Annotated in this window: 24 protein-coding genes and 1 pseudogene; 15 read left to right on the top strand and 10 right to left on the bottom strand. The window is 74.2% G+C overall.

All coding sequences use genetic code 11. The features are described 5' to 3' along the window. Positions 1 to 152 precede the first annotated feature (152 nt). Complete coding sequence (locus POF43_RS25730; RefSeq protein ID WP_271323349.1) at positions 153 to 1,151, top strand: class-II aminoacyl-tRNA synthetase family protein; 999 nt, start codon at positions 153 to 155, stop codon at positions 1,149 to 1,151. A gap of 218 nt (positions 1,152 to 1,369) precedes the next feature. Here POF43_RS25730 and POF43_RS35385 read toward each other — a convergent pair whose 3' ends face one another. Further along, positions 1,370 to 2,362 carry a trypsin-like serine peptidase gene (locus tag POF43_RS35385; RefSeq protein ID WP_271323350.1) on the bottom strand — a complete coding sequence of 331 codons (993 nt, stop codon included), beginning with the start codon at positions 2,360 to 2,362 and terminating at the stop codon, positions 1,370 to 1,372. Between the two features lie 163 nt (positions 2,363 to 2,525). On the opposite strand from POF43_RS35385, the gene POF43_RS25720 reads away from it, so the two are divergent. Continuing rightward, positions 2,526 to 3,167 (top strand): nucleoside/nucleotide kinase family protein, encoded by a 642-nt coding sequence (locus POF43_RS25720; protein ID WP_271315089.1) that lies wholly within the window; start codon positions 2,526 to 2,528, stop codon positions 3,165 to 3,167. Positions 3,168 to 3,195: 28 nt separating this feature from the next. Here the strand turns inward: POF43_RS25720 and POF43_RS25715 are convergent, their stop codons facing one another. Then, positions 3,196 to 3,855: a TNT domain-containing protein gene (locus tag POF43_RS25715; protein WP_271315088.1), complete on the bottom strand. Its 660-nt coding sequence runs from the start codon at positions 3,853 to 3,855 to the stop codon at positions 3,196 to 3,198. Positions 3,856 to 4,213: 358 nt separating this feature from the next. Between POF43_RS25715 and POF43_RS25710 the strand changes: the two genes are divergently transcribed. From POF43_RS25710 to POF43_RS25690, 5 genes are all read left to right on the top strand, one after another. Beyond that, on the top strand, positions 4,214 to 4,492 hold the full coding sequence (locus POF43_RS25710; protein ID WP_282698909.1) for a hypothetical protein: 279 nt from the start codon (positions 4,214 to 4,216) through the stop codon (positions 4,490 to 4,492). Positions 4,493 to 4,498: 6 nt separating this feature from the next. Further along, complete coding sequence (locus POF43_RS25705; protein ID WP_271325411.1) at positions 4,499 to 5,251, top strand: DUF1275 family protein; 753 nt, start codon at positions 4,499 to 4,501, stop codon at positions 5,249 to 5,251. 465 nt (positions 5,252 to 5,716) lie between these two features. Next, on the top strand, positions 5,717 to 7,108 hold the full coding sequence (locus POF43_RS25700) for an NADP-dependent succinic semialdehyde dehydrogenase (protein ID WP_271325410.1): 1,392 nt from the start codon (positions 5,717 to 5,719) through the stop codon (positions 7,106 to 7,108). A 37-nt stretch (positions 7,109 to 7,145) separates the two neighbouring features. Further along, on the top strand, positions 7,146 to 8,066 hold the full coding sequence (gene ligD, locus POF43_RS25695) for a non-homologous end-joining DNA ligase (RefSeq protein ID WP_282704776.1): 921 nt from the start codon (positions 7,146 to 7,148) through the stop codon (positions 8,064 to 8,066). 96 nt (positions 8,067 to 8,162) lie between these two features. Next, positions 8,163 to 8,966 (top strand): GNAT family N-acetyltransferase, encoded by an 804-nt coding sequence (locus POF43_RS25690; protein ID WP_271325252.1) that lies wholly within the window; start codon positions 8,163 to 8,165, stop codon positions 8,964 to 8,966. Between the two features lie 245 nt (positions 8,967 to 9,211). Here POF43_RS25690 and POF43_RS25685 read toward each other — a convergent pair whose 3' ends face one another. The 5 genes from POF43_RS25685 to POF43_RS25665 all read right to left on the bottom strand — a co-directional run bounded on the left by POF43_RS25685 (position 9,212) and on the right by POF43_RS25665 (position 12,939). Then, positions 9,212 to 9,829, bottom strand: coding sequence for a histidine phosphatase family protein (locus tag POF43_RS25685; protein WP_271325253.1), 618 nt, complete (start codon positions 9,827 to 9,829; stop codon positions 9,212 to 9,214). A gap of 144 nt (positions 9,830 to 9,973) precedes the next feature. Continuing rightward, positions 9,974 to 10,630: a TetR/AcrR family transcriptional regulator gene (locus POF43_RS25680; RefSeq protein ID WP_271325254.1), complete on the bottom strand. Its 657-nt coding sequence runs from the start codon at positions 10,628 to 10,630 to the stop codon at positions 9,974 to 9,976. An 86-nt stretch (positions 10,631 to 10,716) separates the two neighbouring features. Next, positions 10,717 to 11,997, bottom strand: coding sequence for a cytochrome P450 family protein (locus POF43_RS25675; RefSeq protein WP_271325255.1), 1,281 nt, complete (start codon positions 11,995 to 11,997; stop codon positions 10,717 to 10,719). A gap of 331 nt (positions 11,998 to 12,328) precedes the next feature. Beyond that, the gene (locus POF43_RS25670) at positions 12,329 to 12,733 is read right to left on the bottom strand and encodes a hypothetical protein (RefSeq protein ID WP_271314994.1); all 405 of its coding nucleotides are present in this window, start codon (positions 12,731 to 12,733) and stop codon (positions 12,329 to 12,331) included. Then, positions 12,730 to 12,939 carry a helix-turn-helix transcriptional regulator gene (locus POF43_RS25665; RefSeq protein ID WP_271314995.1) on the bottom strand — a complete coding sequence of 70 codons (210 nt, stop codon included), beginning with the start codon at positions 12,937 to 12,939 and terminating at the stop codon, positions 12,730 to 12,732. The genes POF43_RS25670 and POF43_RS25665 overlap by 4 nt, the downstream gene beginning before the upstream one ends. Before the next feature lie 983 nt (positions 12,940 to 13,922). Between POF43_RS25665 and POF43_RS25660 the strand changes: the two genes are divergently transcribed. Then, the gene (locus tag POF43_RS25660; RefSeq protein WP_271323681.1) at positions 13,923 to 15,200 is read left to right on the top strand and encodes an esterase/lipase family protein; all 1,278 of its coding nucleotides are present in this window, start codon (positions 13,923 to 13,925) and stop codon (positions 15,198 to 15,200) included. A gap of 161 nt (positions 15,201 to 15,361) precedes the next feature. Here POF43_RS25660 and POF43_RS25655 read toward each other — a convergent pair whose 3' ends face one another. Beyond that, on the bottom strand, positions 15,362 to 16,783 hold the full coding sequence (locus POF43_RS25655) for an NsdA family TPR-like regulatory protein (RefSeq protein WP_504993283.1): 1,422 nt from the start codon (positions 16,781 to 16,783) through the stop codon (positions 15,362 to 15,364). Between the two features lie 203 nt (positions 16,784 to 16,986). Between POF43_RS25655 and POF43_RS25650 the strand changes: the two genes are divergently transcribed. The 5 genes from POF43_RS25650 (at position 16,987) to hpnH (ending at position 22,085) form a co-directional block, all read left to right on the top strand. After that, positions 16,987 to 17,133: a hypothetical protein gene (locus POF43_RS25650; RefSeq protein ID WP_271314998.1), complete on the top strand. Its 147-nt coding sequence runs from the start codon at positions 16,987 to 16,989 to the stop codon at positions 17,131 to 17,133. Positions 17,134 to 17,289: 156 nt separating this feature from the next. Further along, entirely contained in the window at positions 17,290 to 18,675 is a 1,386-nt protein-coding gene (locus tag POF43_RS25645) for an MBL fold metallo-hydrolase (RefSeq protein WP_372516122.1), read from the top strand. Further along, a complete protein-coding gene (locus POF43_RS25640; RefSeq protein ID WP_271325649.1) occupies positions 18,672 to 19,544 on the top strand; it encodes a hypothetical protein in 873 nt (290 codons plus the stop codon). Before POF43_RS25645 ends, POF43_RS25640 begins: the two co-directional genes overlap by 4 nt. Before the next feature lie 38 nt (positions 19,545 to 19,582). Further along, positions 19,583 to 20,395: a protein kinase family protein gene (locus POF43_RS25635; protein ID WP_271318308.1), complete on the top strand. Its 813-nt coding sequence runs from the start codon at positions 19,583 to 19,585 to the stop codon at positions 20,393 to 20,395. Positions 20,396 to 21,083: 688 nt separating this feature from the next. Continuing rightward, complete coding sequence (gene hpnH, locus POF43_RS25630) at positions 21,084 to 22,085, top strand: adenosyl-hopene transferase HpnH (RefSeq protein ID WP_271325281.1); 1,002 nt, start codon at positions 21,084 to 21,086, stop codon at positions 22,083 to 22,085. A gap of 203 nt (positions 22,086 to 22,288) precedes the next feature. On the opposite strand, the gene POF43_RS25625 is transcribed toward hpnH, so the two are convergent. Continuing rightward, positions 22,289 to 22,459, bottom strand: a complete 171-nt coding sequence (locus POF43_RS25625) for a hypothetical protein (RefSeq protein ID WP_271317721.1) — start codon at positions 22,457 to 22,459, stop codon at positions 22,289 to 22,291. 260 nt (positions 22,460 to 22,719) lie between these two features. Between POF43_RS25625 and POF43_RS25620 the strand changes: the two genes are divergently transcribed. Further along, the gene (locus tag POF43_RS25620) at positions 22,720 to 22,869 is read left to right on the top strand and encodes a hypothetical protein (RefSeq protein ID WP_271317720.1); all 150 of its coding nucleotides are present in this window, start codon (positions 22,720 to 22,722) and stop codon (positions 22,867 to 22,869) included. 23 nt (positions 22,870 to 22,892) lie between these two features. Here POF43_RS25620 and POF43_RS25615 read toward each other — a convergent pair whose 3' ends face one another. Beyond that, on the bottom strand, positions 22,893 to 24,059 hold the full coding sequence (locus tag POF43_RS25615; RefSeq protein WP_271325282.1) for a PP2C family protein-serine/threonine phosphatase: 1,167 nt from the start codon (positions 24,057 to 24,059) through the stop codon (positions 22,893 to 22,895). Positions 24,060 to 24,575: 516 nt separating this feature from the next. Between POF43_RS25615 and POF43_RS25610 the strand changes: the two are divergent. After that, positions 24,576 to 25,376, top strand: a pseudogene (locus POF43_RS25610) (hypothetical protein); the annotation flags it as partial.

The raw sequence follows: 25,376 nt of genomic DNA, 5'->3' as shown, positions 1-25,376 counted from the left end.
GCTTGCGGAGTGCCGGACGCCGCCGGGGACCGCGCCGGTACCTCCCGCTCGGCCCGGCCCGGTCGGCTCCCGCCGGGCGGAAGGCCCCCGGCCCGCCTGGCGTGGAGGGGCCGGCGGCCGCGACTGGACGGCCCAGGGACTGCTGGAGGGCCATGAGCGGCGGGCGGCGCACCGACGGCGGCAGCGGGGGCCGTACGGCCCGGCACGGGCCCCTGGGCGCGGCTTGGCGGCGGGCCGCGGACCGGGTGCCGGTGTGGCTGGGCGGCTTTTTCGGCCTGCTCGGCGCGGTCTGCGCGCTGTCCGCCCTGATCGCGCCGCTGCGGCACGCCATCGCCCCGGCGCTGCGCTTCGTCGGCGCATGGCTGGTGCCCGCCTCGCCCAACCTCGCCCACGCGGTCTTCCTGCTGCTGCTGTCGGCCGCGATGCTGGCCAGGAAACGCGCCGCCTGGTGGGTGGTGACGTTCTACGTGGCGCTGGTGCTGCTGGCCGAGGCGCTGACGGTGACCATGGTGGGCGTCACCCGCTCGGCGGTGTCGCTGGCGGTCACGGCGGCCGTGCCGGCGGTGCTGGTCGCCGGCCGGGGCCACTTTCCGGCCCGGGTGCGGCGCGGCGCGTTCTGGCGGGCGCTGGGGGTGCTGGTGGCCGGTCCGGCGGTGGGCGTGGCCGCCGGGTGGGCGCTGGTGGCCGCCTTCCACGACGGGCTGCCCGCCCGGCAGTGGCTGCTGTGGTCGGCCAACCGGGTGCTGGGCGGCCTGACCAGCACCCGGCGCTTCGGCGGCCGCCCGCCGCAGGCGATCGACTTCCCGCTCGGCCTGTTCGGCGCGCTGGCGCTGCTGAACGCCGCCCGGGCGCTGTTCCGCTCGCAGCGGGCGCGGGCGGCGCTGGGCGCCGGCGACGAGGCCCGGCTGCGCGCGCTGCTGGCCCGGCACGGCGCCCAGGACTCCCTGGGCTACTTCGCCACTCGGCGCGACAAGGCCGTCGTCTTCGCCCCGGAGGCCCGGGCCTCGGCGTGGACCGCCTCATCATGTTCCTCACCGGCCTGCCGATCCGCGAGACGCTGCCCTTCCCGCTGGTCCGCGGCGAGCGAGTCGCGCCGCGGCGCAACGGGGTTCGGGGGCACCGCACGGATGAGTCGTGCGACGGCGTCGTGAACTCCGGTGCGCCGTAACGGGGTTCGGGGCATTCGCGCACGGATGGCTCGTCCGGCGTTGAGGTGGACCCCGGTGCCGCGCGCCGGACGTCGGCGCGCGGGTACGGGCGGGTGCTGCTCACGCGGGCGTGAACTGTGCTGCCTTGCAACGGAGTTCGCGGCCCGCGCACGGACAGCGCGTCCAGCGCCCTCGTGAACCCCGCCGCCCCGCAACGCCGTTCAGGACTCCCGTACCGCCTGCTCGTACAACGCCCGCACCCGCGCGTCGAAGTAGCTGCTGTAGGAGACGTCGGAGGTCGAACCGCCCTCCTGGTAACCGCCGATGACCCCGATCACCGAACCGCTGCCGGTGGTGCGCGAGCCGCCCTCCACGCCCGACAGCCACGGGCTGCCGCTGGTGCCGCCGGTGAACCCCGGGCAGTAGACCCGCAGTTGGGTCAGGCCGCTGCGCCGCGCGGCGCCGTCGCAGATCACCGGCGCGTCCTGGTCGCTGGGGTAGCCGATCAACTGCACCGGACCGCCCTGCGGATGGTCGAAGACGATCGGGTTGCCGCCCACCGCGTCCTCGATCCGCTCGCCGTCCAGCGGCTCGACCACCAGGAACGCCACGTCCGCCGACGGATCGGCCGCCGCCACCCAACTCGGCGCCGCCAGCGCGGTGCGCACCCGCCACCGGCCGGCCGGTTCGTCGCCCCCGGCCCGCAGACCGGGGCTGAAGGCCAGGTCCCCGCGGTAGCCGCCGCCGGTGCCGTCGTGCACGCAGTGCGCCGCGGTGATCACCAGGTCCCGCCGCGGACTGTCGATGACGCTGCCGGTGCAGTAGTGGTGCGCCCGCCCGGTGGTACCGAAGACCGCGCCCACCCGGAACTGCGCCGGGAACCGCGGCGCCGGCGGCAGCCACCGCGCGGTGGCCGCCGGACCGCCGGCGTCCGCCGGACCCTGCCCGTCCGCCGGGACGGCACCGTCCGCCGGCCACACGTCGCCCACCGGATTCGCCCCGCCGGCCCGGTCGGCCGCGCCGGGGTCCGCCGGGGGAGCGGGGGCCGGCCGCGGCCGCGTCGAGCCGGTGGGCGGCCCCTCCGTCCGCGACCGCGCCGCGCGCCGGGCCCGGGACGCCACCGGGCGGGCCGGTGACGCGGGGGCGGCGCACGACAGCACGACCGCGGTCACGCAGGCCAGCGCCAGCCCCGTGAGTCTGCCCGACCGCCTCACCGACACCTCCGCCCGGTCGCCGCACGGCGCGGCACACCCGGCGCGGACCGGTGCGCCCGCGCCCAGCCCAGATGATCCGGCGGCCGCGACCGGCGCGCCGCCAGCGACACTCCCGCGTCCTTCGAACGGCCCACCGCGCGCCGGGCTCCGGCAGGATGGGCGTATGAACGGCGCCGCGCTCACCCCCGTCACCTGGCCGAAGCTGACCGAGGAACTGGCCGACCGGATCGCCGCCCTGGAGCCCGCCGACGGCAGCGCCTGGCCCCGGGTGGCGATCGACGGCGCGACCGCCGCCGACCCCGGCGGACCGGCCGCGGCGCTGGCCGAACTGCTGCCGGCCCGCGGCCGCCCGGTGCTGCGGATCAGCACCGCCGACTTCCTGCGCCCGGCGTCCTTGCGGCTGGAGTACGGCCACCAGGACCCGGACGCCTACGTCGACCTGTGGCTGGACGCCGGCGCGCTGTGGCGGGAGGTGTTCGGCCGGCTCGGCACCGACGGCGACGGCCGGGTGCTGCCCACCCTGCGCGACCCGGTCACCGACCGCTCCACCCGGGCCGGCTACGTGACGCTGCCGCCGGGCGGCGTCCTGCTGCTGGACGGCCCGCTGCTGCTCGGCCACGGCTTCCCGTTCGACCTCGCCGTCCACCTGATGATGACGCCCGCCGCCCTGGAACGCCGCACCCCGCCGGCCGAACACTGGACGCTGCCGGCGCTGCGCCGCTACGACGAGGAGGTCCGGCCGGGGGAGTGCGCCGACGTCCTGGTGCGCTGCGACGACCCGCGCCGGCCCGCCTGGACCGGCTGACCGGCTGACGGGCCGCCGCGGCGCCGCATCACACCAGCCGCTCCAGGTAGCCGTTGGCCACCAGCCAGCCGACGTTGACGGTGGCCGGCGCGCCCGGGACCAGGCCGGCCGCCAACTGGAACTGCAACCCGTGGCCCGGCTGGCCGAACCACGGCGCGATCGGTCCGGCGTCCACGGTGAACGGCTTGACGACCCGGTAGTCGTGGTAGTTGCAGGCCGCGGCCGGGGTGCCGTCCAGGCTCGCCGGCGGGATCGCCCGGGCCGCGTACGGCAGCCCCTCCGGCGCGAGGAAGGAGCCGTACTCGCTGCCGTACCGGTCGATGTCCTCACCCGGCGCCAGCGTCTGCCGCCACTCGATCGGCGAGCCGTCGGGCAGCGTCACGTAACCGTTGTCCGGCGGGTAGATCCAGCCGCCCTGGCCGGAGTTGGCGGTCGGGTCGTAGTACCGGGCCAGGAAGGCCTTGGTCCCCAGCCGGCCGGTGCGCCGGTAGCCGATCAGCTGGCGGCCCACCGCGCCGGCGTCAGGCAGCGACGCGGGGCCGAGGCGGGCGTCGTCGTGGAAGGAGGAGGCGGAGCAGGTGGTGTCCACCCGACGCGCCGGGAGGCGGTCGGCGGCGGTGGCCGACGCGGTGACCGGGAACAACAGCGCGCCGGACAGCAGTGCCACGACAACGTGACGGACCTTCATGGGCTCCCCTGGAGTCGAGTCGATCGCGGCGCTCGGGCCGCACCGGCGACGATGCTAAGGGGCTGACGCGCCGTCAGCATGGGGAAAAGCGCTACCTGGCGAGAACCCGCCTCACTCGTTCGGGTGAGTGGCTCGGGGCGCCCGGCCGGACCGCTCCGATGGCCCAGCTCTCCGCGCGCCACCGGCCGGAACCGGCCAGGCTGGAGGCGCGCGGAGGCGCGGAACGACGGGTAGGCGGGCGGATCGCGGGCAGGAGCGGCACCGGGGAGTCCCGGTGGTACGGGTTCCCCGGGCGGCCGGTACCGGCCATGGCGCCGGGCCGCCGCCGCACGCTCGGAAACGATCGCAGGAGGCTGTCATGGCGACCCTGGAAGAGACCCGCCGCACCGGACCGACCGCCACCATGCCGCACCCCGACCCGGTACCGCCGTCACCGACGCCCACCCCCGGCCCCGGCGGCCCGGAACCCGGCCCGCTGCCCGGTCCCGCGCCGCTGCCCGGCCCCGACCCGGTACCGCCCGCGCCGCGGCCGACGCCGCCCGGGCCCGCCCCCGACCCGGTGCCGGAACCGCCGCGGCCCTCGCCGCGCCCCGGCCCGGCACCGGAACCGGTTCCCGACCCCGGTCCGCTGCGGTAGGCGGCGGTGCCGCACCCCCGGCGGTCCGGCCGGGAACACCCCGGGACCGCCGGGCAGGCGGCCGTCGTGCTGCTGGCCGCCGCGTCGGGCGCGGTCGACGCGCTGGCCTTCGCCGCGCTCGGCCACGTCTTCGCCGGCGTCATGACCGGCAACCTCGCCCTGCTGGGCATCGCCCTCGGCGGCGACCGCTTCGCCGACGTGGTGCCCCCGGTGCTGGCGCTGGCCGGCTTCACGGCCGGTACGGCGGCGGCCGCCCGCGTCTGCCGGGTCCGCACCGCCGCGCGCACCCCGCCCGGCGCCCGCTGGCCGGTGCGCACCCTGGCCTGCCTGGCCTGCGAGGCGGCCCTGCTGACCTGCGCCGCCGCGGTGTGGGCCGGGTGCGGCGCGCCCCCGGGCGGTGCCCTGCGGGACGTCCTGCTGTGCGCCGTCGCCGCCGCGATGGGCGTCCAGACCGGTGCGATGCTCGGCGCCGGTCCCGCCGCGCGCCCCTCGACGTACCTCACCGGGACGCTGGCCACGTTCATCACCCGCGGCGTCACCGGCCCCCCGGACGACGGCGGGCCGGGCGCCGACCGCTGGGTGCCGGTGCGGCTGGCGGCGCTCGTGGTGGGCGCCGGCGCGGCGAGCGCGGTGCTGCGCGGTGCGCCCGTCGCGGCCGCGTTCCTGCCGCCGGCCCTGGTGGCCGCCGCCCTGCTGACCGCGCTGCGGCCGGGCGGTGGCCGGCGCGTCCGGACCGCGGCGTCGCCCGGCGAGGCGTAGGGCCGCGGTGCCGTGCGGTGCGGTGCCGTGCCGTGCGGTGAAGCGTTGGCCTACGGTGCGGTGCCGTGCGGTGCCGTGCCGAGCCGTGCAGTGCGGTGCGGCGTAGCGGTGCCGTGCGGTGCGGTGAGGCGTTGGCCCGCTGTGCCGAGGGCGAGAGGCAATCCGACGTGTCGCCCGGCCAGGCGTAGGCATACGTGAGGCGCTGCCCGGCGAGGCGTAAGCCCCGCGGTGTCGCCCGCCCATGCGTAAGCCCACCGGTGTCGTGCGCCGGGAGGTAACCCGACGTCGCACGCCGATACGTGAGGCCGCGATGTCGCACGACAATGCGTAAATCGGTAAATATGGGGCATCTGCTCGGCTGAGGCGTCACCCGCGCCGGACCGGCGTCCAGCACCGCACCGCGGTCGGGCGGCCGTGCCGGCGCGGGTCCGCCGCAGTCCGCCCCCACGTCCTGGAGGACCCGCCATGCCCATCGCAACCGTCAATCCGGCGACGGGGGAGACCCTCAAGACGTTCGACGCCTTCACCGCCGAGGAGGTCGAACAGCGCCTCGCCCGTGCCGAGGCCGCGTTCCGCGAGTACCGCACCACCGGTTTCGACACCCGCGCGGACCTGATGCGCGCCGCCGCCGCCCTGCTGGAGAAGGAGCAGGACGAGATCGCCCGGACCATGACCACCGAGATGGGCAAGACACTGGCCGCCGCCCGCGCGGAGGCCGTCAAGTGCGCCAAGGCCATGCGCTGGTACGCCGAACGCGCCGAGGGACTGCTCGCCGACGAGTACCCCTCACCGCACGACGTGGAGGACTCCGGCGGCATCGCCGCGCACGTCCGCTACCGGCCGCTCGGCGTGGTGCTGGCCGTCATGCCGTGGAACTTCCCGCTCTGGCAGGTCGTCCGGTTCGCCGCCCCCGCCCTGATGGCCGGCAACGTCGGCCTGCTCAAGCACGCCTCCAACGTGCCGCAGACCGCCCTCTACCTCGGCGACCTGTTCCGCCGCGCCGGCTTCCCCGACGGCTGCTTCCAGACCCTGCTGATCGGCTCCGCCGAGGTCGAGAAGGTGCTGCGCGACCCCCGGGTCGCCGCCGCCACCCTCACCGGCAGCGAGCCGGCCGGCCGCGCGGTGGCCCGGGTCGCCGGCGACGAGGTCAAGAAGACCGTCCTCGAACTCGGCGGCAGCGACCCGTACATCGTGATGCCCTCCGCCGACCTGGCCCGCGCCGCGCAGACCGCGGTGACCGCCCGGACGCAGAACAACGGCCAGTCCTGCATCGCCGCCAAGCGCTTCCTGGCCCACGACGCGGTCCACGACGACTTCGCCCGCCGCTTCACCGACGCCATGGCCGCCCTGACCGTCGGCGACCCGATGCGCGACGGCACCGACGTCGGACCGCTGTCCAGCGAACAGGGCCGCGCCGACCTGGAGGAACTCGTCGACGACGCCACCGCCAAGGGCGCCACCGTGCTGTGCGGCGGCCGCCGCCCGCAGAAGGCGACCCGCGGCTGGTACTACGAACCGACCGTCCTGGCCGGCGTCACCCCCGCGATGCGCATCCACCACGAGGAGGCCTTCGGCCCGGTCGCCACCCTCTACCGGGTCGCCGACCTCGACGCCGCCGTCGCCCTCGCCAACGACACCCCCTTCGGCCTCAGCTCCAACGTGTGGACCAACGACCCCGAGGAACAGCGCCGGTTCGCCGCCGACCTCGAAGCCGGCGGCGTCTTCTTCAACGGCATGACCGCCTCGCACCCCGCCATGCCCTTCGGCGGCGTCAAACGCTCCGGCTACGGCCGCGAACTGGCCGGCCACGGCATCCACGAGTTCTGCAACGCCACCACCGTCTGGTACGGCCGGTGACCGGGCGCGGCGGCGGCGCGACGCCCCGGCAACCGTGATGGCGCAAGCGAGCGAGACCCTGCGGGCCGGCCGCCGCACCGTGGAGATCAAACGCCCCGGCAAGGTGCTTTTCCCCGACGACGGCCTTACCAAGTCCGGCCTCGCGCACTACTACGCCCGCGTCGCCCCGCGCATGCTGCCCCACTTGCGCGGCCGCCCCCTGATGCTGGAGATCCACCCCGACGGGCTGAACGGCGGCACCTTCATGCAGAAGGAGATCCCCCGCCACTACCCCGACTGGGTGCACCGCGCCGAACTGCCCAAGGAGGGCGGCACCGTCACCCACGTGCTGTGCGACGACACCGCCACCCTGCTCCTGCTCGCCGGCCAGGCCTGCGTCACCCCGCACCGCTTCCTGTCCCGCGCCGACCGACCCCACCACCCCGACCGGCTGGTCTTCGACCTCGACCCGGCCGGCGCCGGTGAGGACTTCGAACCGGTACGCCGCGCCGCGCTGGCGCTCGGCGAGCTGCTCGACGACCTGCGGCTGCCGTTCTCCTTGATGACCACCGGCTCGCGCGGCCTGCACGCCGTCGTCCCGCTGGACCGGTCCGCCACCACCGACGACGTCCTCGCCTTCGCCCGCGACGCCGCCGCCGCACTCGCCGCCCGGCACCCGGATACGCTGACCACCGCACCGCGCAAGGCGGACCGCGGCGACCGGCTCTACCTCGACGTCGCCCGCAACGGCTACGCCCAGACCGCCGTCGCCCCCTACGCGGTCCGCGCGCTGCCCGGCGCGCCGGTCGCCGCCCCCATCGGCCGCGACGACCTCGACGACCCCGCCCTCACCGCCCGCCGCCACACCGTCGCCGGCGTCGACGACCTGCTGGCCACCGACCCCTGGCGCGACGCCCCGCGCCGCGGCCGCTCCCTGCGCCCGGCCCGCGACCGCCTGCGCCGGCTGACCGGTACCTGAGGCCGCGCGGCGCCCGCCGGGGCCCGGCTGCTCCCCGGACCCGTTCTCCGGACCCGTTGCCCGGAGCCGACGGCGCCGCGCCCGTAGGGTGACCCGGTGAACATCCGATCGCTGGGCTTCCGCACCGACGTGATGCTGCTGCGGATGGGCGGCTCCACCGTCACCGACCGCGGCGACCACCTCGTGGTGCGCACCCCGCGCAACCCCGGCTTCTGGTGGGGGAACTTCCTGCTCCTGCCGGCCGCCCCCACCCCGGCCGACGCCGGCCGCCGGCTGGCCGCCTTCGAGGCCGGGTTCCCCGGCGCCGCCCACCGCGCCTTCGGCGTCGACGGCACCGCGGGGCAGGCCGGCGACCCGGCGACCCTGCTGGCGCTCGGCCTCACCGCGGAACGCGACACCGTCCTGACCGCCGACCGCCTCACGCCGCCCGCCCGGCCGGTCACCGCGCCCGGCACGACCGAGATCCGCCCGCTGGCCGGCGACGCCGACTGGGCGGCCGCGCTGACGCTGCGCCTGGCGTGGACCCGGCCGGCCGAGGGCACCGAACTCACCTTCCTGCAACGGCAGGTCGCCGGGCACCGCGCGCTGTGCGAGGCCGGCCGCGGCACCTGGTTCGGCGCCTTCACCGACGGCGAACTGCGCGCCGGCGCCGGGGTCTTCACCGACGGGCACGGGATCGCCCGCTACCAGGTCGTCGAGACCGACCCCGGTTTCCGCCGCACCGGCCTGGCCGGCGCCGTCGTCCACCACGCGGGCGTCCACGCCCTGTCCGACCCGGCCACCCACACCCTCGTCATCGTCGCCGACCCCGGCTACCACGCCATCGGCCTGTACCGCTCACTCGGCTTCGCCGGCACCGAACAGCAGACCCGACTCCAGGGGTACGTCCACACGCCGTAACAGCGACCGGAGTTGAGGTGACGTCAGAAGGCGGTACGGGGGCTCACCGCGCCGGGGCGTCCGGGCGGGGCGATGACGGGGACGCCGGCCGCGGTTCGTGGCCGTTGACGTGCGGGCCGAACGGGGGTTTGCGGCCAGGGTGTTGGCCGCGACGGCCTGTCCGGGGTGGAGTTGACGTAGCGTCAGGCGGCGATAGTCGCTGACGCGGGCCAACCAACGCTCCCCGGTCGGCAGTTGACGTTGCGTCAGACTGCGGGCTGCGGCTTGATGTTCCAGCCGGTGACCGCCGGGTGGCCGTGCTCGAAGCCGAGGAAGCTCACCGTGGCGGTGTCCAGGTGCAGCATCGCCCCGCCGGCCGCGGGCAGCCCCAGACGGCGTGCCGCCAGCACCCGCAGGATGTGCCCGTGCGCGACCAGCGCCACGTCACCGGTGCCGGCCCGTTCGGTGTCCCGCAGCGCCGCGTTCGCCAGCTTCAGCGCCCGGTCGGCCCGCTCGCCGATCTCCTCGGGCGACTCCCCGGGGTGCTCGCGCGGCCCGGGCGCCACACCGTCGGCCCACAGGTCCCAGCCGGGCCGGTCGCGGTGGATGTCGTCGGTCGTCACGCCCTCGTAGGCGCCGTAGTCCCACTCGTGCAGGTCGTCGTCGATCACCGGGCCGTCCAGCCCGGCCAGCTCCGCGGTGCGCTGCGCCCGCCGCATCGGACTGGCCAGCACGGCGCCGATCCGCCGCCCGGCCAGCAGCGGCACCAGCGCGCGCGCCTGCTCCTCACCCCGCTCGGTCAGCGGCAGGTCGGTCCAGCTGGTGTGTTTCATCTCCCGGCTCCACTCGGTCTCCCCGTGCCGGATGAGGATCAGCTCGCCCATGTCCCGTACCTCCGTCGTGCCGGTGACCGCGGGCCGCGGCGCCGTGATCGGATCGCGGGGCCGCCGCCGCGGCGGCCGCTTCCCTCGCGGTGCCGTGCTGACCATTTTCCCTGATGGACCGGACCCACGCGCGGCCCGCCCCCGTCAGGCGCCGCCGGCCCCGTCCGCCGGCGGCCGGGTCAGACCCACCAGCAGCCGGTCGAGCACCAGCCCCGCCTCCCGGCGCGCGGCCTCGTGGTCGTCGGCGCGGGCGATGTACAAGCTGGCCTCGGAGATCAGCGCCGCCAGCATCCGGGTCAGCGGCGCGACCGGCAGCGCGTCGATCCGGCCGTCGCCGATCGCCTCGGTCAGCACTTCGGCCAGCAGCAGGTAGCCGTGCTGCTCCACCAGCGCGTCCCACGCGTTGTGCCCGAGCACCGCGGGCCCCTCGACCAGGACGATCCGCTGGAAGTCGGGGTCGGTGCAGGCGTCCAGGAACGACTGGAAGCCGGTGCGCAGCAGTTGCCAGGCGTCCTCCTGGCCGTCCCGGGCCCGCCGGGTCTCCTGCTCCACCAGCCGTTCCGCCATCTCCTGCGCGCACTCGGCCATCACCGCGCGGAACAGGTCGGCCTTGTCGCGGAAGTGGTGGTACAGCGCCCCGCGGGTCACCCGGGCGGCGGCCACGATGTCCTCGGTGCCGGTCGCCGCGTAACCGCGGTCGGCGAACTGGGTCCTGGCCGCGTCCACCAGGGCCCGCCGGGTGTCGGTGACGTGTTCGGCGCGCCGGTTTCCGCGCCCGCCGGGAAGACGAGGGGGTGTCATACGTACATCATCTTCCCTACCGGCCGACCGGAACTGATCCGTCAATCCTACCGATCCGGCCCGGTCGGCCGTACCGTCCGCGCCGGTCAGCGGGGTGCCGGGGCGGCCTCGTAACGCACCGGGAGGCTGAGCGGGCCGCGCATCATGCCGGACGGGATCCAGGCCAGCTCCGCCAGCGGCACCGCCGGCTCCAGCCGGGGCAGCCGGCGCAGCAGCGTGCCGAGGGCGGTGACGGCCTCCAGGCGGGCCAGCGGGGCACCGAGGCAGTGGTGGATGCCGTGCCCGAACGACAGGTGGCGGGCGGCCGGGCGGGCGACGTCCAGGGCGGCCGGATCACCGCCGTCGGCCTGCGGGGCGTCGTGGCCGGCCGAGGACAGCGCCACCGCGACCACACCGCCGCGCGGCACGACCCGCCCGCCCAGTCGCACGTCCTCGGCGGCGTAACGCAGGGTCGAGTGCTCCACGGAGGTGTCGTACCGCAGGAACTCCTCCACCGCGCCGGGCAGCGACTGCGGCCGGGCGCGCAGCAGTCGCAGCTGCTCCGGGTGGCGCAGCAGGGCGTGGACGGCGTTGCCGAGCAGGTTGACGGTGGTCTCGTGGCCGGCGATGACCAGCAGCGTCGCCGTGCCGATCAGCTCCTGCTCCGACAGCCGGTCCTCCCCGTCGCGTTCGTCGCGGGCGGCGACCAGGTCGGAGAGCAGGTCGTCCTCGGGCCGGCGGCGTTTGGCGGCCACCAGCTCGCCCAGCAGCCCGTGCAGGCCGGCGAGGGAGGAGGCGTGGCCGGCCGCGGTGACGTCGAGGACGTCGCTCGTCCAACGGCGGAAGTCCTCGCGGTGCTCCGGCGGGATGCCGAGCAGTTCGGCGATGACGGTGACCGGCAGCGGCGCGGTGAAGGACGCGACCAGATCGGTCTCGCCGGCCGGGCCCAGGGCGTCGATCAGGTCGTCGGCGATCCGCTGGACGCGCGGGGCGAGCGCGGCCGTGCGGCGCGGGGTGAAGGCGCCGGAGACCAGCTTCCGCAGCCGGGTGTGCTCCGGCGCGTCGGCCTCCAGCATCTGGCCGCCGAGCCCGACGCCGGGCTGGTTGAGCACGTACCCGGCGGCGGCCAGCGTCGCGGCGGCCGGCCGGGGGTCCTTCCGCAGCGCCGGATGGGTCAGCGCCTCACGCGCCGCCTCGTAGCCGACGACCAGCCAGCACTCCAGACCGGAGGAGAGCACCGCCCGGTGCACCGGCCCGAGGGCCCGCAGCCTCGCGTACTGCCGCGGCGCGTCGGCCTTGAAGGCCGGGCTGATGACCACCGCCGCGTCGTCCGGCGACCCACCGCCGGCGGTACGCGTGCCCTGGCCGGCGCGGACGTTCTCCGTCATCGATGCCTCTTCTCCCCCGGAGCCGTGCGCGGCGCGCGCCACGCGCATGCGTGCCCGTGCCCCTGCCTGTGCCCGTATCCGTTGCCGTTGCCGGGGCCTGACGTTGTGTTGCTAGACGGCGTCATTGTGGCAGGCGGGGGTGTGTTTTTCGGGGCGGGCGGTGAAGGCGTGAGGCGGTGAAGGCATGGGAGGTGAAGGGCGTGGGCCGGGCGGGCCGGTGGGAGGACGGTCCGCGGTGGTGGAGGGGAACGGGGAGGGCGATGGCGGAACCGCGCCGGCCGCCGTCGCCGGCCGGACGCGTTGTCGCCACCGCGGTCCCGTACCGGTGCCGTCAGCTCGCCGTGCCGCGGTCGCCGTAGAGCACCCAGCCCACGGCGAAGGCGAGCACGGGCAGGGCGAGCGCGACGGCGAACGGCCAGAGCGTGACGTTGACGTCCACCGCCACGAGGTAGCCGACGGCCGCGGCCAGCGCCATGACCTTGCCGACCAGGGCCTGCGCCCGCATCCGGCGGAAGAGCTGCCGTTCGTCCATGTCACGCCGCAGGGACGAGGCCATGTCGCTGTCGCGGCCGCCCCAGACGTAGTAGCCGACCGCCGCGACGACCACGACGACCACCAGGATGATCACGGGGACGGGGGCCCATCCGCGCGACGCGACCGTGATGGCTCCGGCTGCCGCGCCGGCAGCGATGATCTTGAGTGGCGAACGCAGCCGTGGAGAAACCTGCTTCATCATGATCCTTTTTCCTCGTCACTCGGGTCGAACATCGTGTCGACCGTCAGGTTGAAGAACCGCGCGATCCGAAAGGCGAGCGGCAGCGACGGCAGATAGCGCCCGTTCTCGATCGAGATCACCGTCTGCCGCGACACATCGAGAGCCGCAGCCAACTCCGCCTGCGACAAGCCCTGTTGGGTTCGCCGCTCCCGCACCCGATTGCGCATATGTAAAGCTTGCTTGACTCCGCGAGTCATGTCAAGCGAGCTTTACATCCCGGTGTTCGGTCTGCGGTTCAGTGCCGCTGGGGTCTTGCGGGCCGGTGGTTGCTTGCCGGGGGGTGGATTGTCGGGTGGTGGATTGTCCCGGTGGTGGCTTGTCCGGTGGTGGATTGTCCCGGCGGTGGATTCTCCGGCGGTTGCGGGAGGCGGCGGCGCCGGGCCGGGTGCGCGGGTGCGCGGATGGCCGGGTGCCTGGGTGGCCGCTGGCGGCGCCGTGTCCGGCGGTGCCGTGTCCGCCGGTGCCGTGTCCGCCGGTGCCGCGTCCGGCGGTGGCGGCGAGCGCCTCGCGGGTGTTCGCGACTCCAGGCGGCGAGCAGGGCGATGAGCGTTCCGCCGATCGCGGTGGCGGCGCCGCGTACGAAGCCGATGAGGGCGGTTCGGGAGAGCTTCCGGCCCCGCTGTCCGGCGTCCTCCCGGTGCCTGCCGACATCGCGGACGACGCAGGTCCGTCGGTTCTTGCGGAAGTCGCAACACCCCTTCGGGAGCGGCCGCTTTCGGTGGCGGCGCGGATGCCGTCGCGGCAAGAGGGCGCGGCGGGGCGGAGGTTGGGCAGGCGACCGGCGACAGTGGCCGGCTTGCCCCCGAACCCGTGCGGCGCGAACCCGTGCGGCGCGTACCTGGACGGCGCGTACCTGGACGGCGCGCATCCGCCCAACGTGGACCCGCCCAATGCGGACCCGCCCAACGTGGACCCGCCCAACGCGGACCTGGGTGACAGAGAGCCCCCGACCCGGCGGGATCGGGCCCGTTCAAACAATTTCGCTTCCGTATCACTCGAAGTGCTGACTCTCATATGACGGATCATCAGATTGCCGTCCGGAGTACCACGATGGGTCCAGCAGGCGATTGTCCTGGCCGGCGGCGGTCCGGGGGCGGTGTTCCGCCCTCCCCGGACCGCCGCGGAGCGACCCCGTGCGGAGGAGAGAGCGATGAGTGACGAGCAGGTGAACGAGGCCGGGCGCCCGGTCGGGCCGATCGGACTGGTGGCGCCTCTGGACGAGGCCAAGCCGCCGAAGGCCCCGGAGCCGGACGAGACCTGGCACTTCGGCGAGCACCTCAACCCGGAGGAGGAGGGGGAGCCGGACTACGTACCGGTCTACGACGCCACCGCCTGGATCTACTACGCCACCGGCCACGACGCCCCCGTCAGGCCGGTGTTGCTCGCCGACGGCTTCAACTCCGGCCCCAGCACTCTCGACGGGCTCTACCAGCACTTCGAGCGCGGCGAGAGCTACCACCTCATCAGCGAGTTGCACGCCTGCGGCCGGGACGCCGTCATCCTCGGCTACGGCGAGCGCAGCCGGTCGATCCTGGTCAACGCCCGGTTCGCCACCGAGGCGATCCTGCGGCTGATCGCCGAACGGCGCGGCGACGCCCCGCTGGTGGTCGGCGGCTTCAGCATGGGCGGGCTCGTCACCCGGTACGCGCTGGCCAAGATGGAGACCGACGGCATCGACCACCAGACCTCCACCTATTTCTCCTACGACAGCCCGCACCGCGGTGCCTCGGTGCCGATCTGCCTCCAGGCGTTCGCCCATTACATGAAGCAGGTCAACCCGCTCAACGACGCCCTGTCCAACCAGATCAACAGCGCCGCCTCCCGCGAACTGCTCTGGCGGCACATCGAGACCGTCCAGGACATCCCCGAGCAGGACTCCGCCCGGTCCGACTTCCTCGCCGCGCTGGAGCAGGTCGGCAACTGGCCGCGGCGGCCGCGCACACTCGGCGTCTCCAACGGCAAGGGGAACGGCCAGGGCAACGACGTCGAGCCCGGCGTGGTCGCCTTCCGGTCCACCGGCCTGCTCTTCCCCGGCACCGTCCTCTACACCCAGGCGGAGGGCGACAACGTCCTGGTGGCCGATCTGAAGGCGACCTGGGCTGCCGACGAGACGGTGACCACCAGCGGCTTCCCGGAGATCGACGGCGCGCCCGGCGGCCCGCTGGCGTCCTTCGGTATCGCCGCCGACGCCCTCAACAAGATCCTCGGCGGCCGAGCCGAGGCACCGGTCCCGTCGATCTGCTTCGTGCCGTCGGTCAGCGCGGTCGCCGTCCGCGACATCGACACCACCGGGAAGCTGTCCACGGACATCGACGCCCTCGACCCCGCCGAGAGCGAACTCGACGAGTTCCTGTGCGCCTCGCACAACGAGGGCCACACCGAGATCACCGCGGAGCTGTGCGGCTGGCTGCTCGAACGGCTGATCTGACCGCACTCCCGTCCGGCCGGCCCCACCCGGCCGGACGTCCCGATCCCACACCGCGGCCGTCAATTCACCACGACCAGCCACAAGATCATCGGCAGACAGGTCCTGGCGCGCCAAGCTGTGCGACCTGGCGGCTCGGTGGCCTCCCGGCCTGCCGCGTGACCTCACGCAGGCGCGGCACCGTCCTGCGTGTCCGTGGGCTTCGCCGCGCGCCGCAGGGCCACGAGGACCTCGGTGTCAGCGGGGAGAGCGCCCTGAAAGTTCAGGTGGTCGTGGAGGCTGGTGAGGGCTTGCGCGGCTCGGTCGGAGGTGACTCCGGTGACCTGGGTGGTGGCTGATCGCGTGGTTTCCACGGCGGCGTCGCGTTCTCCGAGTGCGAGGTATGCCTCGGCGCGGCGTGCGGCGTAGATGGCGGCTCCGCGGGCTTCGATGTCGGGGCGGTAGGGGTCGGGGTGGGTGTACGCGGTGTCGAAGTAGCTGAGGGCGCGGCGTGGGTCGTTGAGGCTGAGGGCGGCGGAGCCGGCTGCTTGGAGGACTTCGCCGGTGTTCATCCAGTAGACGGTGGGGAGGTCCTCGTGGGTGGGGACGCCGCTTTCGTAGGTGTGGAGGGCGGCGTCGATGGCTCGGTAGGCGGGGGAGGGTTCGCCCATGAGGGAGTGGGCGCGGGCGCGGCGGATGTGGAGCATGGCGGTGACGCGGGGTGAGGCGGGTGCGTTGCGGGTGGTGCGCAGGGCGGTGTCGATGAGGTCGAGTGCGCTGCGGGGGTCGTGGGCGGCGGCGTAGCGGGTGTTGGCCCAGAACGCGGTGATGAGGGCGCCGGTGGTGCGGTCGCCGCCGCTTGCGCTGGCTCGCAGGGCGGTGGCGTAGTGGGCTTGGGCGGCGATGGGTGATCCGCTGTCGTCGCGGCACCAGCCGGCGATGCGGGAGGCTTCGGCGGCGCAGCCGAAGAGGCGGCGGGCTGTGTCCGTGCGGTAGGAGCAGTTGCGCAGAATGGTGCCGAGCAGGCGGAGTTCGGCGAGGGCGGCGTCGTAGACGGGGCCGGCGCCGAGGGCGTCGTCCAGGTGGCGCAGGGCGCCGAGCCGGGTGTCGCAGGCGTCGGCGACGTCGGCGCCGACGCGGGTTCCGGACGTCGCGGCGGCGGTGGCGGGGTCGGCGAGGGCCCAGTGGGCCATGACCGCGCTGAGGGTGCCGCCGGTGATCGTGGTGAGGAATCCGCGGCGGTCCATGTGGCCTCCAGCCGTGTGGTCCAATGCTTCGATGGTTCCCGCAACGGTCCAGGGCGACTCCCACAGGGTGTGGTCGTCTCGCAGAGCAAGGTGGATCCAGGCGGGCCAGCCGAGAGCGCGGACCTGGTCGGGGGTGACTCCTCCGACGACGGCGGCGATGGCCAACTGGGTGGGTTCGGTGGGATGGACCGGGGCGTTCTCGCGGGTCCAGCGGGACCATTTCTCGGGCCGTGCGGACAACCGCCCGTAGCCGAGGGCCTGGTGTTGCGCAGCGATCCGGGCGAGCATCGCTTCCGCCTTCCAACCGTGTTGCAGGCGTAGGCGGTTCAGGGGGTGCTCGGCGTTCGGCGCTGCGGTCAACGGTCCTACCTCCCTCGCCAGTTTCCCGTATCGCGACGCATGGAACGAGCTGTTCGGAGCGGAAGGCAAGCGAAGCAACCGCAGGACAAGCGGGGGCAAGGGGCCGCGCCCCGCTGGTGCTTCCGTGGTGGGCTCGCTGCCGGGTGTGATGGCGGTGGCCCCGGAAAGCCGGGGTTGTCGATCCGATCGCAGGAGGCTTTCTCATGCAGCAGTCCACGCAGGAGGCGTTGGCCGGCAGTCCGGTCAGCACGAGCGTCGACCCGAAGGCCGTCGCCGCGCTCCAGCAGCGCATCGCGCGGTTCCGGAGCAGCGGCGCGGCGGACGACAAGCCGTACACCTACCACCGCTGATCACCCCGTCGCGCGGGGCGGACCAGCGGCTGGTTGCCGGTAGTCCGCCCCGCGCGGTCACCCCCGTGAGAGAGGAAGAGGTCGTGAAGGACGCTGCTGTGCGGATGACGTTCGTCGGTCACCAGACCTGGCTGGTGGAGGCCGGGGGGGCACGCGGTGCTGGTCGATCCGGTCCTGGAGGTGAGTTTCGGGCTCGGCGGTGCGTTCCGCGTCTGGCCGCCCCGCTCGGTGAACACCGCGCTCATGCCGCGGCTCGACGCGGTCGTGCTCAGCCACGAGCACCTGGACCACTTCCACCCCGCGAGCCTGGACCGGCTCGACAGATCCGTTCCGGTGCTGACCGGCATGATGCTTCCATCGGCGGTCGAAGACGTCATCACCGCGCTCGGCTTCACCGTCCACCGCGTCGATCACACGACCGGGACCGCGTTCGGTGACCTGACGGTGCGTCTCTACCCGGCCGGGGCCAGGACGCTGTTCTGGGAGAACCGCGTCGTGCAGCCGGTCATCCGGTACGGCGATGGTCCGGCGGTCTTCATCGGCGTGGACGCCGACCTGTCCGACGAATACGTGGCCGACATCGACGCCGAGCGGCAGCCGATGCCCCGGCTCGCGGTCGTCTCGAACAACTCGCAGATCAGCCCACCCGGCACGCTGGGCTCGGACACCAACCTGCTGCCCGGGGCCGGCGGCGACGCCCGCGCCCGACACACCGGCCTGGCCGTGCTGAAGGAACTCCTGCTCGACTACCCCGAACGCCTCGACGGCGTGCGCGACATCGCGCTGTGCGGCAACGGATTCGTCCCGCCGCACACCCCGCACGGCCCCTACCTGTACTCCGACCACCGCGTTCTCGCCGACGCCGCCAACCAGCTCCAGCACCTGTTCACCGTCCACGGCCCCCGCCCCGGCGACCGCCTCACCATCCCCGCCGACGGTCCCGTCACCCGCGACCAGGCCGACTGGATCACCCCCGACACGGACAGCGAGGCGGCCGGTCGGCGGGCACACGCCGAATACCTCGCCCAGCCCGTCCCACCCGTCCCTCAACCCATCGCCCCGGAGCACGGGAACCCGGAACAGGCTCTCGCCGATCTCGACGCCGCCCTGCGCCGACTCGGCCAGGACCTTGTGCCCACCCCGGCCGGCCAGCTCGCCGCCAGCCTCCACGACTACCTTCAGGGACCGCTGGGCGCACACCGGATCAGCCTGACGCTGCTCGACGCCCCCGGCGGCAACCAGCACTATGCATGGAACATCACCACCGCCGCGTTCGACCCGGCCACCCCCGTGTCGCTGGACGAGGCGATGTCGCGTTACCCATTCGGCCTGCGCATGTACTTCCAGGACTTCATCGGCCTGATTCGCGGCGACGTCCAGGTCTGGGACATCGCCCTGGCCTCCATGCAGGCGTGGAACGTCGGCCGCCCCCTCGACAGCCTCGCCTACACCCTCTTCCAGGTTTACGGCGAACACCAGCGCCCCGACCTCGCACAGCAGTCGTACACCCGCCTGCTGCGCGAAATCCCGGCCCAGGTGTGACCACTCCCGCCACAGCGGGCGAGGCCCTGGCCGGCCTCGCCCGCACCCGCGACAACCGCCCCGCTGAAGTACTGGACGAGGCGACCGCCATCCGCAGGCTCTACGGCCTCCTCGACCGACACCACCCCGGCGAGCCGGCCGCCCGCGGCTCTCTCCGGCTGCTCGCGCGAAACTCCGGCACAACCGTCGCCGCCATCGGCGTCCCGCCCATCGCTGTCCTCAAGGTCCACGCCGACCCCGAGCGCTACCAGGGCGAAGCCCTCGCCTACGCCCTCACCGCGCCCACACCCGTGATCCCCGACCTCATCTGCGCCGACGACGTTTCCCGGTCCCTGCTGATTCCGTACCTGCCCCGGCCTGTCGACTGGTCAGAAGACCGCGTCCCGCACGACCTCGTCACGGCGGTCGCCGCCGTCCACTGCGCCTCCGCGCACTACGACGACGCCACCGCCGAGGCAACCACGTCCCTGCGGATCGACCACCAGGCCGCCGTACCCGCCTGGATCACCGACCGGCATGCCTGGACCGACGTCCTCGCCCTGTGCGGGGAAGCCCACGGATCCGGCCACGTCCCGCTCGGCCACCTCGACCTCAAACCCGACCACCTGCGCCGCCGAGCCGACGGCAGCCCGGCCCTGCTCGACATCGAGACCTTGCGCCCGGACATCACCGGCCTGATCGACCTCATCAGCCTGCCCGCGGTCCTGCGCCAGGCCGGCCATTCCGTTCCCGCTCCATACCTGCTGAACCTGTACGCCGAGGCCACCGGCTGGCACGGTGCCCGTTGGACCGCACAGCTGCTGCGCACCGCCCTGCGCGCGTATCAGTCGGCCACCGCACTCGCTACGCTCGACGGCTTGGCCGACTGACGGCCCATCACCACCTGCGCACCATCGTGGAGACCTCCATGCCCACCGCCCACATCCCTGCCCTCCACTTGGCCGAAGCCGCCGCTGAAACCCTCGGCCTGCGAACAGCACCCGAACACGTCACCGGCCGCAAAGGAGCCGACATCTGGCATCTGGAGAACTGGGCGGTGAAGACCGCCGTCCCCGGAGCGCGTGGGCACCTCGACCACGAAGCGGCCGTCTACGACCTGCTCCACCGCCAGGGCCTCCGCCCCGGAAGCCAGTCCGGCTACGGCGACGCCGGCCGGTGGCTGGCCATCCCCTGGCTCGACGGCTCCTCCATCTGGGACCTGTTCGCCCCTGCCCGCAACGGCACCGCCACCCCGGCGGAGCGCGAGGGTATGCGGCGAGCTGCCGACGCGATGTTCGACGCGCTGCACCAGCTGCACGCCGCGGGCTGGCTCCACGGGGACGTCCAGCCGGAGAACGCTGTCGTCCTGCCGGACGGACACGTCGAGTTCATCGACTACGACCTCGCCCATCACCCCGACCTGCCGCTGCCGTTCCCCTATCGCGCCGGCCTGGTCCACGTCATCTCCCCGCACATCGCCCGCCAACTCGCCGCGACCGGCGAGGACGAAGCCGTCACCTGCACCCCGCAGGACGACCGCCACGCTGCCGGGGCCGGCCTGTCCTGGGCCTGGACCGGACACTGGCCCACTGCTTACCGCGGCCCCGACGACGGCCCGCACGCCGACCTGTTCCAGGACATCGCCGCCGGCCGCCGTCGCGACATCACGGCCGACCGCCCCTGGCCAGACCCTCACCTCGAAGGGCTCATCACCGCTGCGACGCGCGGGTGCGATCGGTAGTACGACAGCGTTGTGGACTGGCTACGGAGCTGTCGACTGTCCGGGGCGCTCGGTGCGAGCTGTTCGCCTCGTGCCCCTCGACCGTGGCGGGTGAGGTCGCCGACCTTGACCGGAACCAGATGGGCGGTGACTCGCGGGTGTTCGGCGCGGCGGCGCGTTCGGCGTTCTCGAAGGTGGTGGCGGGCTGGCGGCGCTCGACCGTGGTCGGTGCGACGGGGGCGATCAGTCGGTCGGCCTCGGTTACGGCCTCGTGGAAGACCTTGGCGGGACCCGCAGCGCCATGTGCCCCCGTGCGTCCGGCCTTTCCTCTCGGCGGCAAGCGCACCATCACCACTCCCCGCTGACCAAATGCCCGATGCCTCCGCTCTCCCCGTACCCCTGACCGAACCCCGAACCCCGAACCCCGAACCCCGGTCGACAGGGTCGCCTCCGGAGAAGGAACCCCCTCCGGGCTCTCGTCAGCCAAGGCGGATCGGGGGCGAGTTCGTACCGTTCCCGCCCCCGACCCGGGCGACCCGCGTAACCCGTCCTGGCAGGTCACAGCCGATTCGACACACGGATGCGCAGGTCAGCGAGACGCCCCGGGCATACAGACTGTATGTTGGTATCAGGGAACTGGGTGCCGTGGGTCATCAGCCCAGTCGGCAGGCCGGTCAGGAGCCGCCCGGGCTCGGGAACGGAGATGGACATGGGACTCCCGCTCAACCTCACGGTCAAGATGGGCAGCTACCTGATCAAGCAGAAGATCAAGCGGGTGGAGAAGTTCCCGCTGATCGTCGAGGTGGAACCGCTCTTCGCCTGCAACCTCGCGTGCAACGGCTGCGGAAAGATCCAGCACCCGGCCAGCGTGCTCAAGAAGCGTATGCCGGTCGAGCAGGTCATCGGGGCCGTCGAGGAGTGCGGCGCGCCGATGGTGTCGCTGGCCGGCGGTGAGCCGCTGATGCACCCGCAGATCGACGTCATGACCAAGGAACTGCTCTCGCGCGGCAAGTTCGTCGTGCTGTGCACCAACGCGGTCCTGCTCCCCAAGCACCTGCACAAGTTCCGTCCGCACCGCAACTTCGCGTGGATGGTGCACATCGACGGCCTGCGCGAGCGGCATGACGAGTCGGTGAGCAAGGACGGTGTTTTCGACCAGGCGATCGAGGCCATCCGCCAGGCCAAGCAGGCCGGGTTCGCCGTCTACACCAACTCCACGTTCTTCAACAACGACAGCCCCCAGGACGTCATCGAGGTGCTCGACTACCTCAACAACGACCTGAAGGTCGACCGGATGGAGATCTCCCCCGGGTACGCCTACGAGAAGGCGCCCGACCAGGACCGCTTCCTCGGCGTCGAGCAGACCCGTCAGCTGTTCAAGAAGGCGTTCGGTGAGGGCCGCCGCAAGAAGTGGCGGCTGAACCACTCCGAGCTCTACCTGGACTTCCTGGAGGGCCGCACCGACTTCGAGTGCACCCCGTGGGCGATCCCGTCCTACTCCCTGCTCGGCTGGCAGAAGCCCTGCTACCTGATGTCCGACGGCTACGCCGAGAGCTACCGGGAGCTGCTGGAGGACACCGACTGGGAGAAGTACGGCCGCGGCAAGGACCCGCGCTGCGACAACTGCATGGCGCACTGCGGCTACGAACCCACCGCCGTCCTGGCCACCATGGGCTCCCTGCGCGAGTCGCTGCGCGCGATGACCGGCTGATCCCGCCTCAGGCGTGCCCGGGTCCGCCGGGCACGCCCGCCGGTCCCACGTTTCCCCGAGGCCGGCCCCGGCGCTCCGCACAGGTCCGCGCGGCGGAACCGGGCACGCCTCAGGGGCCGCGCTCGCGCCCGGCCCCTCGGTCGTGGTGGTCACCGCCTGGTCGTGGCGGTCACCCGTTGCTTCTCGGACTACTTCTTGTCGGACTACTTCTTGTCGGACCGGCGGCGCGGGTCGGCGGTCGCCTTCTTCTCCCCGCTCTCGCGCCGGGCCTCCTCGTCGGTGCTCTCCTGGGACTGCGCGCCCTTCTCGCGCTGAGCCCTGGCCTTCTCCGCCATCTCCTTGGCCAGCCGCTTGAAGTCCTCGTTGGCGCCCATGCCGCACCTCCTGTGGATCGCACGCTTCGCGCGTTCCCCAGGCTGGCACGCCCGGCCCGGCCCCGCACCTCGGACACCGGCGCCGGTCCGGCCCGGCGGCGGGCGGCGCGTCGAACGCCATGACGCCGGGTCCCCACGTACGGGTGAACGGCGGCGACACGGGGTGACCGCAGGGCGGTTTTGCCGGTTGACCCGGTATGACGACGCCCCCGGACCGGTGGCCACCCGTCTGGCCTCCGCGTACGGAACCGGTTCCCCCAGTGCCCGACGAGCCCATCTACCAGGCGTTGGCCCGCGGCTGGGTCCGCGCCGGGCGGACGGTCCCCGGCCGCCACGACCGCGAGTGGGCCGAGCTGGCCGGCCGCCGCCCGTGGCCCGCCTCCCGCCGGCTCCCGCCCGGTGGCGGCTGATCCGGGCCGCCGGGGCGCCCGCGTCAGCCCCGGTCGCGTCGCACCGCGACCATCGCCAGGTCGTCGTCCAGCGGGCGGGCGGTGTACGCCGCGACGTCCCGCGCGAGCCGGGACAGCAGCCCCTCGGTGCCCTCCGCGGCCCAGCGCGGCGCCCGGTCCGGCAGCGGATAGAAGACGCCGGCCGGGTCACGCGCCTCGGTCAGCCCGTCGGTGTAGAGCAGCAGCAGGTCGCCCGGCCCGAAGGGGTGGGTCAGTACGTCGTAGCGGGTCCTGAGCAGCCCGCCGAGACCCAGCGGCGGCGCCGGGTCCGGTGTGATCAACGGTTCGGCGTCACCGCCGCGCAGCAGCAACGGTGGCGGATGACCGCAGTTGACCATCCTGACCAGCGGCTCGTCGTCGGGGATGTCCAGGACGGCGGCGGTCACGAAGCGTTCCGCCGGATGGCGTTGGGCCACCGGGTCCTCGTCCGCACCGCGGCCGGCCGGCGCCCGCCGCGCCCGGTCCGGCGTCTCGTCGGCCTCCTCCATGGCCCAGCGCACGCTGCCCTCCAGGTAACGCACCAGGTCGGGCAGTGACGCCTCGCGGTGCGCCGCCGCCCGGAAGGCGCCCAGCAGCATCGCGGTGTCGCTGAGCGACGACAGCCCCCGCCCGCTGACGTCGCCGATCATCAGCCGCGTCCCGTGCGGGGTGCGCGCGCAGGCGAACAGGTCGCCGCCGATGCGGGTGTCCGCCTCCGCGGCCCGGTAGCGCGACGCGATCGACAGCGGTCCCGCCCGGTGCGGCAGCGGGCGCAGCAGCACCCGCTGGGTCGCCTCCGCCACGGTCCAGGCCCGGTTCAGCTCGCGTTCGCGCCGCTCGCGCAGCGCGCAGAACACCATCAGCAGAACGGTCAGCACCGCCAGCGCGCACAGCTGCACCACCAGGTTCTCGCTGAGCGGCGACGTGCGGTACAGCCCCACCCCGAGCAGCACCAGCACCGCGAACGCGCCGACCACGCCGGTCTGCCGGGCGCTCGCGTACGTCGCCGTCACGGCGGGCGCCACCACCAGCAGCGGCCCGAGGTGCACGGTGGGCGGGGACAGCAGTTCCGCCGTGACGATGGCCGCGACCAGCCCCAGCGTGCTGACGAGCATCCACCGGCCCGGCCGCTCGAACCAGTGCGGTGCCGCGGTGCGGAACCGGAAGCGCATGCCTCCTGCTTACACCCCGGTTCCCGCCCTCGCACGTCCGTTCCCGCCACTCGGCTGCCCGCGGCCGTGAGCCGCCGCGCCGTCCGGTCGGCGGACCGTCGCGTCCGCCCCGCACGCCGCACCCGACTCCCGGTGTCACTGCCGTCCGCCGCGACCGTCACACTCCGCACGATCTTTAAACCTTCCGCCGCCCGATGTCCCTCTATCGCGTGAATCAGCGCGGCGTGTCTGTCTGCCGAACGGCCGCACAGGACAAACTCCGTCCCGGAGGGGCGAATCGGGCCGACAGGTTCTTCGCCCGGTGGGGAGACGGCACAGGCACCGCCTGCGCCGTCAGGGGAGTGCGGGAGGGGTCGGTCGGTCATGCCCGGAATCGATCACCACGCCAGGCGGCGCGTGCCGCTGATCAGGCGTGCGTTACGGCGGCTGTCACGGCCGCCCGCCGACGCGTCCCGCGCGGCCGGCCGCCACCGGCCCGGCTCCCGCGCCGTCCGTCGCCGGCCGACGTCCCGTGCCGTGCGCCGGCGGCTGCTCGCCGTGCCCGCGCTGCTGCTCGCGCTGGGCCTGGTGCTGGCCAGCGGCGGCATCGGCTACGCCGGCGACCGCACCCCCGCGCCGTTCACCGTCACCGGCCACGACCCGGTGGAGGACGCCGCCCGTGAGCCCGGAGCCGTCGGGCGCCTGCTGGACTCCCTGCTGCCCGCTCTCGGCCTGGCGCACCACCACGCCCCCGGCAGGGGCACCGCGCCGCCCTCGCACCACCGGGGCGGCACCGGGCACGGCCCGCACCGGGTACCGCCCCGGCCGTGGTGGCCGGTCGCCCCGCGGCCCCGCCCGACGCCCGCGCCGCGCCACGCCCGGCCCGCGCCGCCCGCCGCCCCGGCACCGCGCTCCCCGCACCCGTCCGGCGCGTTGCCGACCGCCCGCGCCACCGGTACCCCCGCCCGTGCCCCGCGCCCGCCGACGCCGCCCCGCCACACCGCACCGCCGGCGCCGCCCGGGCACATCGGGCTGCCGTCCCCCGTCGCACACCTCCCGGGCGGCGGACGGGGCCACGTCGGGGTCTTCGTCCCGGGCCTGGGCATCACGGTGCGCTGTCCCTTCGGCCTGCTCAGGGTGCGGCTGCTGCCCGGACTGACGCCGGACGTCTGCGAGGTGGAGGTACGCACCGCCGCGTGCTCCCCGCTGCTCGTCATCGACTTCTGGGGCAACCACGTCGTCATCGGGGACCCGCGCCAACTGGCCGAACTGCGCAAGCTGCTGGGTATCGCGGCCCGCACGTGCCACAAGCCCCACCCCACGCCCCACCCCGCCCCC

The sequence above is a fragment of the Streptantibioticus silvisoli genome, assembly GCF_027947535.2.
GTDB classification, from domain to species: domain Bacteria; phylum Actinomycetota; class Actinomycetes; order Streptomycetales; family Streptomycetaceae; genus Streptantibioticus_C; species Streptantibioticus_C silvisoli.
This window is presented reverse-complemented; position numbering and strand designations above follow the sequence as displayed.